The organism is Saccharopolyspora rosea (assembly GCF_025643595.1).
Lineage (GTDB): Bacteria > Actinomycetota > Actinomycetes > Mycobacteriales > Pseudonocardiaceae > Saccharopolyspora > Saccharopolyspora rosea.
The window spans coordinates 3,403,905-3,418,264 of record NZ_CP102826.1; the positions used below are offsets into that span (position 1 = coordinate 3,403,905).

Annotated in this window: 15 protein-coding genes; 3 read left to right on the plus strand and 12 right to left on the minus strand. The window is 73.8% G+C overall.

The window, feature by feature from the left end; genetic code table 11:
- Window positions 1–5: 5 nt before the first annotated feature.
- Window positions 6–1,034, minus strand: coding sequence for a LacI family DNA-binding transcriptional regulator (locus NV263_RS15840; RefSeq protein ID WP_263247044.1), 1,029 nt, complete (start codon window positions 1,032–1,034; stop codon window positions 6–8).
- A 183-nt stretch (window positions 1,035–1,217) separates the two neighbouring features.
- Between NV263_RS15840 and NV263_RS15845 the strand changes: the two genes are divergently transcribed.
- The 3 genes from NV263_RS15845 to NV263_RS15855 all read left to right on the plus strand — a co-directional run bounded on the left by NV263_RS15845 (window position 1,218) and on the right by NV263_RS15855 (window position 4,359).
- Window positions 1,218–2,432 carry an extracellular solute-binding protein gene (locus NV263_RS15845; RefSeq protein WP_263247045.1) on the plus strand — a complete coding sequence of 405 codons (1,215 nt, stop codon included), beginning with the start codon at window positions 1,218–1,220 and terminating at the stop codon, window positions 2,430–2,432.
- A gap of 102 nt (window positions 2,433–2,534) precedes the next feature.
- Window positions 2,535–3,461: a carbohydrate ABC transporter permease gene (locus NV263_RS15850; RefSeq protein WP_263247046.1), complete on the plus strand. Its 927-nt coding sequence runs from the start codon at window positions 2,535–2,537 to the stop codon at window positions 3,459–3,461.
- 1 nt (window position 3,462) lies between these two features.
- Entirely contained in the window at window positions 3,463–4,359 is an 897-nt protein-coding gene (locus tag NV263_RS15855; RefSeq protein WP_263247047.1) for a sugar ABC transporter permease, read from the plus strand.
- Between the two features lie 30 nt (window positions 4,360–4,389).
- On the opposite strand, the gene NV263_RS15860 is transcribed toward NV263_RS15855, so the two are convergent.
- From NV263_RS15860 to NV263_RS15910, 11 genes are all read right to left on the minus strand, one after another.
- Window positions 4,390–5,289 carry an MBL fold metallo-hydrolase gene (locus tag NV263_RS15860; protein WP_263247048.1) on the minus strand — a complete coding sequence of 300 codons (900 nt, stop codon included), beginning with the start codon at window positions 5,287–5,289 and terminating at the stop codon, window positions 4,390–4,392.
- Window positions 5,286–6,662 carry an MFS transporter gene (locus NV263_RS15865; RefSeq protein WP_263247049.1) on the minus strand — a complete coding sequence of 459 codons (1,377 nt, stop codon included), beginning with the start codon at window positions 6,660–6,662 and terminating at the stop codon, window positions 5,286–5,288. The genes NV263_RS15860 and NV263_RS15865 overlap by 4 nt, the downstream gene beginning before the upstream one ends.
- Before the next feature lie 83 nt (window positions 6,663–6,745).
- On the minus strand, window positions 6,746–7,381 hold the full coding sequence (locus NV263_RS15870; protein ID WP_263247050.1) for a dienelactone hydrolase family protein: 636 nt from the start codon (window positions 7,379–7,381) through the stop codon (window positions 6,746–6,748).
- A 12-nt stretch (window positions 7,382–7,393) separates the two neighbouring features.
- Entirely contained in the window at window positions 7,394–9,025 is a 1,632-nt protein-coding gene (locus NV263_RS15875) for a thiamine pyrophosphate-binding protein (RefSeq protein WP_263247051.1), read from the minus strand.
- Window positions 9,026–9,042: 17 nt separating this feature from the next.
- Window positions 9,043–9,819 carry an SDR family oxidoreductase gene (locus tag NV263_RS15880; RefSeq protein ID WP_263247052.1) on the minus strand — a complete coding sequence of 259 codons (777 nt, stop codon included), beginning with the start codon at window positions 9,817–9,819 and terminating at the stop codon, window positions 9,043–9,045.
- A gap of 10 nt (window positions 9,820–9,829) precedes the next feature.
- Entirely contained in the window at window positions 9,830–10,579 is a 750-nt protein-coding gene (locus NV263_RS15885; protein WP_263247053.1) for a 3-oxoacyl-ACP reductase family protein, read from the minus strand.
- Window positions 10,576–11,364 (minus strand): alpha/beta fold hydrolase, encoded by a 789-nt coding sequence (locus tag NV263_RS15890; protein ID WP_263247054.1) that lies wholly within the window; start codon window positions 11,362–11,364, stop codon window positions 10,576–10,578. The genes NV263_RS15885 and NV263_RS15890 overlap by 4 nt, the downstream gene beginning before the upstream one ends.
- On the minus strand, window positions 11,361–12,134 hold the full coding sequence (locus NV263_RS15895) for an aspartate dehydrogenase domain-containing protein (RefSeq protein ID WP_263247055.1): 774 nt from the start codon (window positions 12,132–12,134) through the stop codon (window positions 11,361–11,363). The genes NV263_RS15890 and NV263_RS15895 overlap by 4 nt, the downstream gene beginning before the upstream one ends.
- A complete protein-coding gene (locus NV263_RS15900) occupies window positions 12,131–13,066 on the minus strand; it encodes a VOC family protein (protein WP_263247056.1) in 936 nt (311 codons plus the stop codon). The genes NV263_RS15895 and NV263_RS15900 overlap by 4 nt, the downstream gene beginning before the upstream one ends.
- A 14-nt stretch (window positions 13,067–13,080) precedes the next feature.
- Entirely contained in the window at window positions 13,081–14,130 is a 1,050-nt protein-coding gene (locus NV263_RS15905; RefSeq protein ID WP_263247057.1) for a Rieske 2Fe-2S domain-containing protein, read from the minus strand.
- Window positions 14,127–14,354, minus strand: a complete 228-nt coding sequence (locus NV263_RS15910) for a recombinase-like helix-turn-helix domain-containing protein (RefSeq protein WP_263247058.1) — start codon at window positions 14,352–14,354, stop codon at window positions 14,127–14,129. Before NV263_RS15910 ends, NV263_RS15905 begins: the two co-directional genes overlap by 4 nt.
- Between the last annotated feature and the right edge of the window lie 6 nt (window positions 14,355–14,360).

A 14,360-nucleotide genomic window follows, 5' to 3' on the forward strand; every position in this document is an offset into this window, starting at 1 on the left:
CGGCGTCAGCGCCGCGGCGCGGCAGTGGATTCCCGCACGACCAGCCGCGGGCGGAACACGCGGCTGAACCCCGCCGGACCGCGGTCCGCGACGTCGGGGTCGAGCATGCGGAGCAGTTCGTCGACCGCCGCGGCGGCCATGTCGTGGATCGGTTGCGCCAGGGTGGTCAGGGCGGGCTGGCAGTAGGACGCCAGCGGGATGTCGTCGAACCCCACCACCGACAGGTCCTCGGGCACGGCCAGACCGCGCCGGCGGGCCTGCCGCACCGCGCCCAGGGCCATCACGTCCGACGAGCACAGCACGGCGGTCGGTCGCGCGGTGTCGAGCAGTTCGGCCGCGGCCCGCTCACCGCCTTGCGCGCCGAACGGCGCGTGCGCGACGAGAGCCGGTTCCGGCTCGATGCCCGCCTCCTCCAGCGCGGCGGCCCAACCGGCGCGCTTGAGCCGGGACGGCAGCGCCCTCGCCGGACCGCTGACGAACCCGATCCGCCGGTGGCCGAGTTCCACCAGGTGGTGCGCGGCCAGGTAGCCCGCGAGGTGTTCGTCCACGGTGATGTCCGGGACGTCCAGCGAGGGCGCGCCGCCGTTGACGAAGACCAGGCGGGCTCCCCCGGCGCGCAGCTGCTCGTAGTAGTCGCGGGTCGCGCGCTCGTCGCTGTCGGGATTGGCGATCTCGGGCGACACGAAGATCATTCCCTCGACGCCGCGGGCGCCGAGCATCCGGACGTGGTCCCGCTCGGTCATCGCCGCGCGGGTGTTGCACAGCAGCGAGGCGTACCCGGCATTCGAGGCCCGCACCTCCAGGGCTTCGGCGAACGCCGGGAAGACCGGGTTGGACAGCTCCGGCACCAGCAGGCCGAGGACACCGGTGCGCCGCAGCGCCCCGACGCCGCGCGCGGTGTGCGGCATCCGGTTGACCACTTCGAGGACGCGCTGCCGGGTCTCCTCCTTGATGCCGGCGCGCCGGTTGAGCACGCGGCTGACCGTGGACGGGCTCACGCTCGCCGCCCGCGCGATGTCGGCCAGATCCGCCACCCGTCACTCCTCCCGACCGGACCGGACACCCCGATCTTGCCGAGGACGGAAAGTCTTTGCAAGCACTTGCTCGGGATGAACTCGCAGAATGCGGAAATTTCCGCCGAATTCTTGACGTCGGCGGCACCCGGGTATGCAATTCGATGTCCATCTTCCGCAAGGTTTTGCAAAGGAGGTCCCGGCATGAGACCCACGGTCACCGCCGCCCTGGGCCTGGTGGCGGCGCTGCTCGCCGGCTGCGGTCCCGGCCCGGCTGACCCGAACGAGGTCGTGTACTGGGACACCAGCGGTCCGGCGGAAAGCGCCGCGTTCCGGGACATCGCGCAGGAGTGCGGCCGCACCGGCGGCTACCGGGTGCGCGTCGAAGCGGTCGCCTTCGACCAGGCGCTCAACGACTTCAAGACCGCCGCCCAGGGCGGCCAGGGCGCGGACGTGCTGCGCGCCGACGTCGGCTGGGTCGCCCAGCTGGCCCGCGCCGGGGTGATCCGGGACCTGTCGGGCACCCCGGCCGCCGACACCTCCGATTTCCTGCCCGCCGCACTGGAATCGACCCGCTACGCGGGCCGCACCTACGCCGTCCCGCAGGTCATCGACACGCTGGCCCTGTTCTACGACCGGCGGTGGCTCGCCGCGGCCGGGGTGCGACCGCCGGGCACGTGGGACGAGCTGGAGGCGGTGGCACCGCGCCTGGGCGGCGACCGGGCGCTCTTCCTCAACAACGACGCGTACTACGCCCTGCCGTTCCTCTACACCGACGGCGGTGACCTGGTGGACACCAGAACCCGCACCATCACCGTGAATTCGCCGCGCAGCGTGCGCGGTGTCCGCAAGGCCAGGGAACTTCTCGACGCCCGTGCCGCGCGCACCGCCCTGGACCAGCCGAACTCCTACGCCACCATGAAGGCGGCCTTCACCTCCGGCGAAGTGGCGATGGTCGTCGACGGACCGTGGGCCGTGCCGGAGTTCGGCCGCTCCCGCAGGTTCGCCGACCCGGCGAACCTGGGCGTGGCCCCGGTGCCCGGTCCGGCTCCGGTCGGCGGGCACGACTACGTGATCCGGCAGGGCAGCCGTGCGACCGCGGCGGCGACCAAGTTCGTCGAGTGCATGAGCGGCACCCGCAACCAGGCGCGGATCGCCGCGCGGATCGGCCTGCTGCCGACCCGCGACTCCGCCTACGACGCGCCGGAGGTGGCCCGCCAGCCGGTCGTGGCGGCGTTCCGGCCGCTGGTGGTCCGGGCCCACGACCGGCCGTGGATCCCGGAGAGCGAGGAACTGCTCGACCCGCTGCGCACCACCTACGCCGACATCCTCGCGGGGCACCAGGACACCCGGGCCGCGCTCGACGCGCTGGCCGAGACGTACCAGGAGCAGGTCCTGCCGAACTACGCGCGGCGCTAGCAGGCGTTCCGCGAGCAGCGGAGCCGCTTCCTCCCCCGCTGAGCGGTCTCGCAGCTCGCACCGCCGCGCAACGCACTCACCACACGTCTTCCGGGAGACCCCATGCGACTGCGCGATTCCCCCTTGGTGCGGCACCGGTTCGCCGTGGCGATGGTGCTGCCGGTGGTCGGGGTGCTGGCCGTGCTGGTCGTCCTGCCCCTCGTGCAGGGCGTGTACTTCAGCCTGACCGACGTCGACGACTCGTCGATCGCCAACCCGGTGCTCGGCCGCCCGGCGACCTACCACTTCGTCGGGCCCGCCAACTACGCGCACGTGCTCTCCGGTTCCCCGGCGTACGGGTCGTTCTGGGCGACGCTGGGGCGCACGGCGATCTGGACCGCCGCCTGCGTCTGCTGCCACTACGCCATCGGCCTGGCGCTGGCGATGCTGCTGAACCGGCACGTGCGGGGCCGCGGCCTGTACCGGGTGCTGCTGGTCCTGCCGTGGGCGGTGCCGGTGTTCATCAGCGCGTTCGCCTGGAAGTACCTGCTCAACGCCGGCTACGGGCCGGTGAACGCGTTGCTGGCGGCGCTGGGCCTGCCCGGGCAGGTGTGGTTGGGGCAGTCCGACCTGGCGCTGTTGTCGGTGATCGCGGTCAACGTCTGGCTCGGGGTGCCGTTCATGATGGTGGCGCTGCTGGGCGGTTTGCAGGCCATCCCCCGGGATCTGCACGAAGCGGCCGAAGTGGACGGTGCGTCGCCGTGGCAGCGCTTCGTGCACGTCACGCTGCCCGGTCTGCGGCCGGTCTCGGCGACCGTGGTGCTGCTCGGGGTGATCTGGACGTTCAACATGTTCCCGGTGATCTACCTGGTCACCGGCGACAACCCGCACACCCGGATCCTGGTGACCTACGCCTTCGAGCGGTTCTTCTCCGGAGCGACGCGCGACTACGCGCTCGCCTCGACCTACGGCGTGCTGATCCTGTCCGTGCTGCTCGTGTTCGCCGCGCTGCACCGCGCCGCGACGAGCCGCCGGGGAGAGGAGTGGTGAGGTGACGATCGAAACGACGTCGTTGCGCGCGGCCCCGGCCGCCGCGCGGGAGGTCCGGCCCCGGCGCAGATCGGTGCTGGCCAGCGCGGGTCTGCACGGCGCGCTCGGGACCGCTTCGCTGATCGCGGTGTTCCCGGTCTGCTGGGTGCTGGTCGTGTCGTTCAAACCCGACGCGGAGGCCGTCGAGGCGACACCGGCGCTGTTCCGCGACGCCACCGCGGACAACTACCGGGACGTGCTGTCCGGTTCCCACGGCTCGTTCCTGACCTGGTTCGGCAACTCGGTGCTCATCGCCGCGCTGACCACCGGGCTCGGGGTGCTGCTGTCGGCCACCGCCGCCTACGCGGTCAGCCGGTTCCGGTTCCCGGGGCACCGCTGGTTGCTGCTGTCGCTGCTCGTGGTGCAGATGTTCCCGTTCGCGGTGCTCATCGTCCCGCTGTACGACATCCTGCTCGCCCTGGGGTTGCAGGGCAGCGCCCTCGGGCTGGTGCTGGTGTACTGCAGCACCGCGATCCCGTTCTGCACCCACATGCTCAAGGGGTACTTCGACGCGATCCCCGCGGACATCGACGAGGCCGGACGCGTGGACGGGCTGTCGCCGTTCGGCGTGTTCTGGCGGCTCGTGCTGCCGCTGGCCCGGCCGGGGCTGGCGGTGACGGCGTTCTACTCGTTCATCGTGGCGTGGAGCGAGGTGGCGTTCGCCTCGGCGTTCCTGTCCGGCGACGACCGGTCCAAGACGCTGGCCGTGGGCATGCAGCTGTTCGTGCAGCAGAACCGCGCGGAATGGGGCCACCTGGCTGCCGCGTCGGTGCTCGTGGCGGTCCCCGCGGCCGCGGTGTTCTACCTGGTGCAGCGCTTCCTGGTCGGCGGGTTGACCGCGGGTTCGGTGCGGCAGTGACCGTCCATCGTGGACAACCACCGAACGCCGTCACCGCCCCGGGACGATGCGGGTGAGGTCGTGGCCCACCACGATGCGCCCGCCGAAACGCGCTCGTACCCGGCGTTCCCAGTCGTCGTCGCGGACGGCGCGCGGATCCGGGGGCCCGATGTGGCTCAGGGCGACGCAGGACGCACCCGAGGCCGCGGCCACCTGGCCGACCTCGCCCGGCGAGGTGTGCGAGGACGCCAGGAAGTCCAGCAGTTCCGCGGAGTAGCCGAGGGCGCGGTAGTGGGCCGGGTCCATGACCTCGTGCACCAGGACGTCGGCGTCGGCGGCGAGGGTGGCGACGACGTCGCTGCGAGCCGTGTCGCCGGACAGGGCCACCACGCCGTGCTCGGTCTCGATGCGGAACCCGAGCGCCAGGTGCAGCGGCGGGTGCGGCACCGCCGCCGCGAGCACGCGGACGCGGTCGTCCTCGAAGACCACCGCCGGTTCGGTTCCGGCCGTGACGTCGACCGCGTCGGCGAGCCGGGCCGGGTGGGTGCGCGGGCTGGTGCGCAGGCGCACGCCGATGTCCTGGCCGAAGGCCCGCAGGCCGTGGTGGACGAGACCCGCCGTGCCGGGCGCCTGGTCGCGCGGGTCCGGCCCCGGGCCGAGGACGCGGACCGGCTGGTCCACGCCCCGGTTGGCCGGCCCCCAGCCGAGCAGGAACAGGTTGAGCAGGTCGGCGACGTGGTCGGAGTGCAGGTGCGTCACGAACACCGCGCGCAGGTCCCGCAGCGCGAGCCCGGCCTGCGCGTACCGGCGCAACGCTGCGTGCCCCGCGTCGACGAGGTACACCCGCTCCCCGACCACCACCGCGGTCGCCACACCGTGCCTGCCCGGCGCCGGGTGCGGACCGGCCGCGGTGCCCAGCAGCACCACCCGCAACGGGTCGCTCGCGTTCACGGCGACAGCTCCTCCAGGGTGCGGCCCTTGGTCTCCTCGGCGAACAGGGCGGTGACGACCGTGCCGACGAGCGTGATCCCGCCCAGTGCCAGGAAGACCGCCGACAGGTCGCCGGTCGCCGCGTGCAGGGCGCCGACCAGGACCGGGCCGGTGATCAGGCCGAGGCGGTTGAGGACGCCGCCCATGCTGCAACCCAGCGCGCGGCTGCGGGTCGGGTACAGCTCGGGCGTGTACAGGTAGAGGCTGATGTTGACGGCGAAGTTGAACAGCGCCGCCAACGCCGACCACACCGCCAGTTGCGGGGCCGAGGTCGCGCCGAGCGCGGCCAGGACGAACATCGGAGCGGTGGTGGCGGCGAGCCCGACGGCGAGCACGACGCGGCGGCCGAACCTGTCCACTGTGAACGCCGCGAGCACGCATCCGACGAGTCCGGCGACCGATGCCGCGGTGCTGTACCACAGCGACGCGGACGTCGACATCCCGTAGGTCCGGGTGTAGAGCGTCGGCAGCCACGACGTGATGCCGTAGTTGGCGAGGTAGCCGACGAACCACAGCGTCCACAGCACCGCCGTGCGGCGGCGGTACCGGCCGGTGAACAGGTCGCCGAGGGTGCTGGTCCGGCCGCCGGTGACCGGTCGCGCCGGGGCGGGCTCCGGCAGGTCGCGTCCGGTCGAGCGGCGGACCTCGGTCTCGATGCGCTCCAGCGTCCGCACGGCGTCGGCGGTGCGGCCGCACGCGGCCAGCCAGCGCGGGGACTCCGGCACGCGGCGCTGCACGAGGACCGCGACCACGCCGGGGACCGCGGCGAGCGCGAACAGCGCGCGCCAGCCCCAGTGCGGGATGATCCACGCCGACGCCAGCGCGCCGACCGCCAGGCCCGCCGGGAAGACCACCTCGTAGACCAGCACGAAGCGGCCGCGCCGCCGCGCTCCGCTGAGTTCGCTGATGTAGGACGCGGCGGTCGGCACCTCGCCGCCGATGGCCAGGCCCTGCACGAACCGCAGGACGAGGAACGGGGCGAGCGAGGTGCACAGCGCCATCCCGACGCTGCCGAGCGCGGTGACCGCCACGCACACCGCGATCACCCGGACCCGGCCGATCCGGTCGGCGAGCCGTCCGGAGATCAGCGCGCCGAGCAGCATGCCGACGGATCCGGTGGTCAGGGCGCTGGTCGCGCCCGCCGAGGTCAGGCCCCACTCGCGGGTGATCTCCGGCAGCGTGTAGGCGATGAGCAGCTGGTCGAACGCTTCGAAGAAGGTCACCACGCCGATGACCAGTCGCACCGTGACGTGCCACCGGGACAGCGGCAACCGTTCGAGCCGTGCGGCGATGTCCTGGCGCGCGGCCAGGTCGGGTGGGGCTGCTTCGGTCATGCGCCCCTCCTTCCGGGACGTGCCACGCCCCCGGGCATGGCAGCGGAATTGCCGGGTGGTGCGGCGGCCGCGACCGCCGCGGGTCAGTTCACGCGGGCGTCGATGAAGCGCACGGCTTCGTCCCACCAGCCGAGTTCGCGCGGCACGACGGCGTCGCCGGTGACGGCCAGCAGCGGGTCGCCGGCGTCGGCCAGCCCGAGCCACGGGGTGCGCAGCCGCGCCAGGGCCTGCGGCAGGGACGGCGCGCCGGGCCACGGGGCGGCGTCGACGCCGAGCGGGCGGTGCGCCACGGCGGCGGCGAGCCGGTGTTCGGCGGCGGCCCAGGTCGCCAGGTGGCCGCCCATGCCGACGCCGAGCACGGCGGTGGCCGACGGCGGCACGCCGACGCGCTCGCGCAGGTGGTCGAGGGCGCCGCCGATGTCGGCGGCGAGGTCGTCGGCGGTCAGCCGGGACATCGCGGTGCGGCCCTGGTCCGGGCGGAACTCCCGGCCGCCGCACTCGTAGTACAGGTACGGCGCGGCGGTGACGTAGCCGCAGCGGGCGAGAGCTCGGCAGCAGTCCTCGATCTCCCCGGTCAGCCCGGGGACGTCGTGCAGGACGACCGCCGCCGCGCGCGCAACCCCGTGCGGGAACCGGACGAACAGCGGTGCGGCGGTGCGCAGCACGCGGCGTCGGCGGTTGGCGGGTCCGTGTGCGTGGTGGTGTCCGGTGGTCGACATCGCAGCCGCTCCTCAGTTCGGCACGTGCACGGGCGGGACGAACGGCACCGGCGCGGGTTCCAGCGCGGTGACGTCGACTTCCACCAGGTACGGACCGTGGTGGTCGACGGCCTTGGCGAAGGTCTCGGCGAACGCGTCCGCCCGGTTGACCAGCGCGTGCGGCAGGTCCAGGGCGTGCGCCAGGCGGCCGAAGTCCGGGGTGAACAGGTCGACGCCGCTGCGCCTGCCGACGTGCCGGTCCTGCATGTTGCGCAGCACGCCGTAGCCGCCGTCGTTGAACACCACGAGCACCAGCCACGGCTGTTCCTGGGCGAGGGTGGCGAGTTCGCCCAGGTGCACGGCGAGCCCGCCGTCGCCGACGAGCACCGCGGTGGGGGCCTCGGGTCTCGCGCACGCCGCGCCGATGCCGGTGGCCAGCCCCTGGCCGATGCCGCCGCCGACCGGGAACAGGTTCGTGGCCGGGTCGTGGATGTCCAGCAGCCGGTTCCCCCACTGGCTGGAGGGGATGGTCACGTCGCGGGCGATCACCGACTCCGGCGGCAGCGTGCCGCGCAGCGCGTCGCAGATCCGCGCGTACGGCCCGATCGCCGCGCGCAGCTGCTCGCGCGCCCCGTGCCGGGCGCGGGTGACCGCCGCGCGCCAGTCCGGTTCCGCGCCGGCGCCGTCGAGCAGGCCGCCGAGCCGGCGCAGCACCTCGGCGGCGGGGCCGGTGATCCCGGCGGTGGCCGGGTGGACGCGTCCGATCGCCGCCGGGTCGACGTCGATCTGCACGTGCCGTTCCGGCAGCCGCAGCCGGTAGTGCCGGGTCTCGTTGGAGCGGAAGTGGGTGCCGATCGAGACGAGCAGGTCGGCCTCGGCCAGCAGCGGCTCCACTGCCGGGTTCGCGGCGAAGTTGCCGATGACCAGCTCGTGCGTCTCGGGCAGGCTGCCGCGTCCGGAGTTGCTGGTCAGCACACCGGCGCCGAGCCGTTCGGCGAACTCCCGCAGCTGCTGCCGGGCTCCGGCTCCCCCGCCGCCGACCCACAGCAGCGGACGTCGGGAGGCGCGGATCAGCTCGGCCGCGCGCCGCAGCGCGGCGTCGTCGACCGGTGGCGCGGGCTCGCCTTCCTCGGCGGCAGCGGGTGCGCACCGCTGCGGGGCGTACTGCAGGTCGATCGGCCATTCCACACTGGACGGTCCACAGGGGAGCGTCAGCGCGCTGCGGACGGCCCGCCGCAGCTCGGCCTCCGCTTCGCCGGTGGAGCCGATGGTGGCCGCGTGTTTCGAGACCGCGGTGAGCATCCCCAGCTGGTCGCGGGTCTCGTGGATGACGCCGCGCCCCTGGCCGAGGTGGGCGGAGTCGATCTGGCCGGTCACGTGCAGCACGCGGCTGCCCGCGCTCAACGCCTCCACCATGGCTCCGGCGGCGTTGCCCGCCCCGGTGCCGGTGCTGGTGACGGCCACGCCCAGGCCGCCGCCGGCGCGAGCGTACCCGTCGGCGGCGTTGACCGCGGCGGCCTCGTGCCGGACCGGCACGAACCGCAGATCGCGGGCCAGCGCCTCCACCAGCGGCAGGTTGTGCACGCTGACCACGCCGAACGCGGTGTCCACGCCGTTGTCGCGCAGCACCTGGACGAGCAGGTCACCGCCGGTTCCTCGTTGCATGGCAAGCCTTTCCGGGTTCAGACGTGGCGCGCGACGCCGCCGCCGACGTCGATCGACGATCCGGTGATGTAGGAGGCGCGCGGCGACAGCAGCGCGACGATCGGGTAGGCCACCTCGTCGGCGGTGCCCAGCCGCCCGAGCGGGATGCCGCGGTCGGCGGCCAGTTCCGCGTTCCACGCTGCGTAGTCCAGCGCACAGCCGGACTCCTCGTAGCGCCGCCGCCACTGGCCGGTGTCGATCAGCCCGAGGCACACCGAGTTGACCCGGATGCCGTCGGCGGCGAGTTCCGCGGACAGCGTCTTGCTGAGGTTGAGCAGCGCGGCGCGGGCCGCCGAGGTGGCGGCCAGCCGGGTTTCGGGCTGGCGCGCGAGGATGGCGTTGACGTTGACCACCGCGCCCGCGTCCGACCGGCGCAGCCACGGCCGCGCGGTGCGGACCAGGTGCAGCACGCTGAAGATCTTCAGGTCCAGCTCGTCGCGCCACTGCCGGTCGTCGGTCTCGTGGAGGCGCGCCATCAGCGAGCGCCCGGCGTTGTTGACGACGCAGTCGACACCGCCGAAGGCGTCGGCGGTCCGGTCGACGAACTCCCGCACGGCCGACTCGTCGAGCACGTCGCACGCGGCGGTGCGCAGTGCGCCGGGCGGCCCGTCGAGCACCCGTTCGAGCCGGTCGCCGTCGCGGGCGCAGGCGGCGACGTTGGCGCCCTCGGCGAGCAGCATCCGCGCCGTCGCCAGCCCGACGCCGGAGCTCGCACCGGTCACCACGACGGTGCGCCCGGCCAGGCCGAGATCCATGTGCTTCCTCCTATCTGCAGACGAAGCCGCCGTCGACCGGCAGCGTCTGGCCGGTCACGTAGCCCGCCGCGTCGGACAGCAGGAACCGCACCGCGCCCACCAGGTCCGCGGGCTGCTGCGTCCTGGGCAGCGCCCTGTTGAGCCGGTACAGCTCGTGCCGTTCGGCCGGAATGCCCTGCGTGGCTTCGCATTCGGTGATCCCGGGGGCCACGGCGTTGACCGTGATGCCGTCCGGTCCGGCGTCGCGCGCCATCGCCCTGGTCAGCGCCACGACCCCGCCCTTGGAGGCGACGTAGTGCGCCAGCCTGGGCGGCCCGTAGAAGGCGACGTCCGAGGCGATGTTGAGGATCCGCCCGTCGCCCCGGGCGCGCAGCTGCGGGTACAGCGCGCGGGCCACCAGCCACGTGCCGCGCAGGTTCACCGACAGGATCCGGTCGAACTCGGCGGGTTCGATGTCGTGGAAGGGTTTGCCACCGACCCCGTCGGCGAGCGCGGCGTTGTTGACCACGCCGTAGGCCCCGCCGAGTTCGGCGACCCGGTCGGCGAGCCGCCGCACCGAGTCCACATCGGACACGTCGGTGTCGACGCGGTGCACCGGGGTCTGGTGCGCGGACAGTTCGGCCACCGCCCGGGCGGCGAATTCGGGGTTGCGCTCGGCGACGACCACGTGCGCCCCCGCGTCGGCGAGGTCGTGCGCGATGGCCAGTCCCAGGCCGCGCCCGGCACCGGTGACCACCACCAGCCGGTCGGACAACGTCATCGGGCACCTCCGTCGACCTCGGCGAGGAACCGCCGGACCTCGGCGTTGAACCGCGCCGGGTTCTCCTGGTTGGCGGCGTGCCCGGCCCCGGGCACGACCGCGAACCGGGCGCCGGGGATCCGGTCGGCCAGCTGCCGGCTCTCGGCGACGCCGGTCACCGCGTCGTGCTCGCCGACGAGCACGAGCACCGGCAGGTCGATCGCGGCCAGCCGGTCGGAGTGGTCGGTGTCGGCCATGACGCGGGCCGCGTGGCCGTACCCGGTCGGGCGGACTCGGGACATCAGGGACACCACGCGGTCGAGGACGGCCGGGTCGGCGTCGGGCGCCACCAGGCGGGGTCCGCGCCGCGCGGCGAACGCGGCCGGGCCGCTCTCGGCGAGGTCCCGCGCGCGGGCCGCCATCGCGGCCCGACCGTCGGCGGTGCGCCCCGAGCCCCGCGAGGAGTCGGCCAGCACCAGCGAACGCAGCACCTCGGGCGCCCGCAGCGCGACCCGGGTGGCGATCACGCCGCCCCACGACACCCCGAGCAGGTGAGCCGGTGCCGCGGCCAGCCCGCGCAGCACCGCCACGACGGCGTCGGCGTAGTCGTCGAGGTCGGGCTGCCCGGGCAGCACGGCGGAGCCGCCGTAACCGGGAGCGTCCCAGGCCAGCACGCGGTGCGCGTCGGCGAGCCCGGACAGCTGCGCGTCGAACGCATCGGCGGCGCCGCCGATGCCGTGCAGCAGCAGCAGCGGCGTCCCGGCTCCGGCGGCCAGGACGTCCACATCGGACACGCGAGTCCTCACGCGAACCTCCCACCGGGACGGGCCAGCCGCGCCACCGCGGCGAGCACGGCGTGCGCGACGATGCCGCTGGTCGCCGGGTTCCGTTCGGACGGGCGGTTGCCGATCTCGAACCGGTACCGGCCCGCCGCACCCCGCGCGGTGATGACGTGGCTGGTCATCGGCGCGTTCGGGTCCGCGACCACGGCCGCCTCGACCCGGTCCCAGTCGCCCACCGCGAGCGCGACGGAGGCCGCGACGTTCGCCGAGGCGGGGAACGCCGCGGTGACCTGCCGCGCCGGGCCGCGCATCAGTTCCAGCGGGCCGGTCGCGGCGCGGATCCGCGCGGTCTGCCGCTCGTCCATCCACGGCTGCACGAGCGTCGTCGCCTTCTTGGTCGTCACGATCCGCACCGCGTCGAGTCCGGGCGCGGCGGCCGACAGCAGGTCCAGCCCGCCGACCGCGCCGGTGCACAGGTGCAGCGCACCGGGCCCGGTGCGCAGCTTCGCGGCCAGCGCGTCGTCGGCCAGCGCGCCGACGGACACCACCAGCAACCCCGTCCCGGAGTCCACGATGGACGGACCGTGCTCGGCCAGCGCGCGCTGCCCGGCGCACTCCACGACCAGGTCGGCCCGCCGCGTCGCGGTGTCGACGTCGAGCACCGGCAGGTCGGGCGGATCGGCCGATGCCGCGTGCACGACGCCGACGAGTTCCGCGCCCGGCACCGCGCCGTCGCGCACGGCGCGCGCGACGTCCCCGCCGATGGCGCCGCAGCCCAGCACCGCGACCCTCATGAGCGCACCAGCTCCAGGTAACCGGGGTCGGGTTTGCCCGCCATGTGCGCGCGGGCGTCCTTCGACGGCGGTCCCGCGGTGCCCCGCTGGTCGGACAGCTCCGGGGTGCGCCGCCATACCCGGCACAGCCACGCGTCCTCGTCGACCTGCGCCACGTCGGAGGTGTACTCGCACACCAGCCCGGCCGGATCGGCGAAGTAGGAGAAGGTGTTGGAACCCGGGCCGTGCCGCCCCGGGCCCCACAGCGGCGTGATGCCGTGGTGCTTGAGCCGACCGATGCCGCGCATGAAGTGGTCCATCGACGGCATCTCGTAGGCCACGTGGTTCACCGAGGTCCACTCCGCCTGGTTGAAGGCGATCACGTGGTGGTCGGCGTTGCAGCGCAGGAACGCCATCTGGTGCTCGGACCAGTCCGAGATCCGCATGCCCAGCACGCGGGTGTAGAACTCGCACGCGGCGTCGATGTCGACGGTGTTGAGGACGACGTGCGCGACCTTGCGGGGCACCGCGGGCAGGCCGTCCGGGTCCTGCGTGACGACGGCTTCCACGTCGCAGGACAGCTCGACGAGCCGCCCTTCCGGGTCGACGAAGCGCAGTCCGTACCCGCCGCCGATCTGGTCCAGCCGACCCGGCTCGACCGGCATCGGAACGCCCAGTGCGGACAGCCGGCGGCCCGCCTCGTCGACCTCGGCGGGAGTGCCGAGGGCGAAGGCGATCTTGCCGAGCCCGTTGCGCTCGGACCGGCGCAGCTCCACGATGTGGTGCTCGGATCCGGTGCCGCGCAACCACGCCGCGTCGCGGTCGGTCTCCACCGGGGTCAGTCCCCAGATCTCGCGGTAGAACTCGGCGGAATCGGCGAAGTTCTCGGTGCGCAGCGACACCGAGCGCAGGGCGCGGAGCCGGGCCACCGGTTCGGTCGGTTGCAGTCGCATGGTGGCTCCAGGGGTCAGCGGGTGGCCGGGACGCGGTGCCCGGCGCGGTCGGCCTTCGCGGCGATCTGGGTGCGCGCCTCGGCGCGCAGCATCCGGCGCAGCCGGACCAGCGCGATGTCGTGCTGGTAGAGGTTCTCCCGGGACCAGGCGTCGTCGGGCATCGCCTCGGCCATCGCCCGGTCCTGCTCCAGCACCTGCCAGTGCCGGGCTTCGAGCCGGTGCTTGTAGAGGAACCGCCAGCTGTCCCGCTGCCAGCCGGTGACCTCGCGGCAGCGCCAGAAGAACCCGGCGTGCTGGTGCTCGTTGATCGCGGTCACGCAGGCGACGATGGTGAACGGCCCGCCCGGACCGGCGGTCGCCGGGTACGGGATGTCCAGCGTCACCCACTGCAAGCCGCCGTGGTCGACCCACTCGGACCAGTCGAAGTTCACCCCGCGCTGGTCGGTCTTCTCGAACACGAAGCCGGTGTCGGTGTCGCGGATCCGGAACACCGCCTCGCGCTTGCCGGTGAACATCGTGTGGCTGTTGCGGTGCAGGAACGCGCCGTGCATCGGGTCGAGCAGGTTGTCCAGCGACAGCAGGTGGGAGGCGTCCCACTCCACGTAGCACAGGAAGGAGTCCCACTCGTCACCGACCAGCGGTGCGGGCGGCTCCAGCGGCGCGGGTTCGGCGTCGGCGTCGGAGCCGAACCAGGCGAAGACCGCGCCGGCGTGCTCCCGGGCGGGGAACGTCCGCAGCGCTCGGCGGCCTTCCAGGGCGCATCCCGGACTGCCGGGCACCGACGCGACGACACCGTCGGCGTCGACCTGCACGCCGTGGTAGTTGCAGGCGATCCGGTCGCCCATGTGCACGCCCAGCGACAGCCGCGCGGCCCGGTGCGGGCACCGGTCCTCCTGCACGTGGACCGCCCCGGACGCGTCCCGCCACAGCAGCAGCTCCTCGCCCGCCCGGTCCAGGCGCACGAGTTCGCCGGGCCGCACGTACCGCGACGGGCACAGCGCGTACCAGCGGTCGCGCAGTCCGAGGCGCAGCAGGCCCTCCTCGGTGTCCAGCGGCGTGGTCATCGGTCCTCCTTCGCGCCGAGCCGGGCGAGCTCGCGGGTGAACGTCTCCTCGGTCCAGTCCGCACCGTCCGGCGGGCGCACCCCGGTCGCGTTGAGCGCGGCGACCACGCCCGGCAGGTCGTGCACCCCGCGGCCGTAGACGGCTTCGAGTTCGTCGGCGAACGCGTCCTCGTAGTTCGTGGTGGGTCGGAACCGGCTCTGCACCGGTTCGAGGTTCAGCGGCACGTCGGT

Coding starts and splice junctions, on each gene's coding strand:
- NV263_RS15895 (WP_263247055.1), bottom strand. CDS start 12,134: ATGAGGGTCGCGGTGCTGGGCTGCGGCGCCATCGGCGGGGACGTCGCG.
- NV263_RS15880 (WP_263247052.1), bottom strand. CDS start 9,819: ATGGATCTCGGCCTGGCCGGGCGCACCGTCGTGGTGACCGGTGCGAGC.
- NV263_RS15845 (WP_263247045.1), top strand. CDS start 1,218: ATGAGACCCACGGTCACCGCCGCCCTGGGCCTGGTGGCGGCGCTGCTC.
- NV263_RS15905 (WP_263247057.1), bottom strand. CDS start 14,130: ATGACCACGCCGCTGGACACCGAGGAGGGCCTGCTGCGCCTCGGACTG.
- NV263_RS15900 (WP_263247056.1), bottom strand. CDS start 13,066: ATGCGACTGCAACCGACCGAACCGGTGGCCCGGCTCCGCGCCCTGCGC.
- NV263_RS15865 (WP_263247049.1), bottom strand. CDS start 6,662: ATGACCGAAGCAGCCCCACCCGACCTGGCCGCGCGCCAGGACATCGCC.
- NV263_RS15875 (WP_263247051.1), bottom strand. CDS start 9,025: ATGCAACGAGGAACCGGCGGTGACCTGCTCGTCCAGGTGCTGCGCGAC.
- NV263_RS15870 (WP_263247050.1), bottom strand. CDS start 7,381: ATGTCGACCACCGGACACCACCACGCACACGGACCCGCCAACCGCCGA.
- NV263_RS15850 (WP_263247046.1), top strand. CDS start 2,535: ATGCGACTGCGCGATTCCCCCTTGGTGCGGCACCGGTTCGCCGTGGCG.
- NV263_RS15885 (WP_263247053.1), bottom strand. CDS start 10,579: ATGACGTTGTCCGACCGGCTGGTGGTGGTCACCGGTGCCGGGCGCGGC.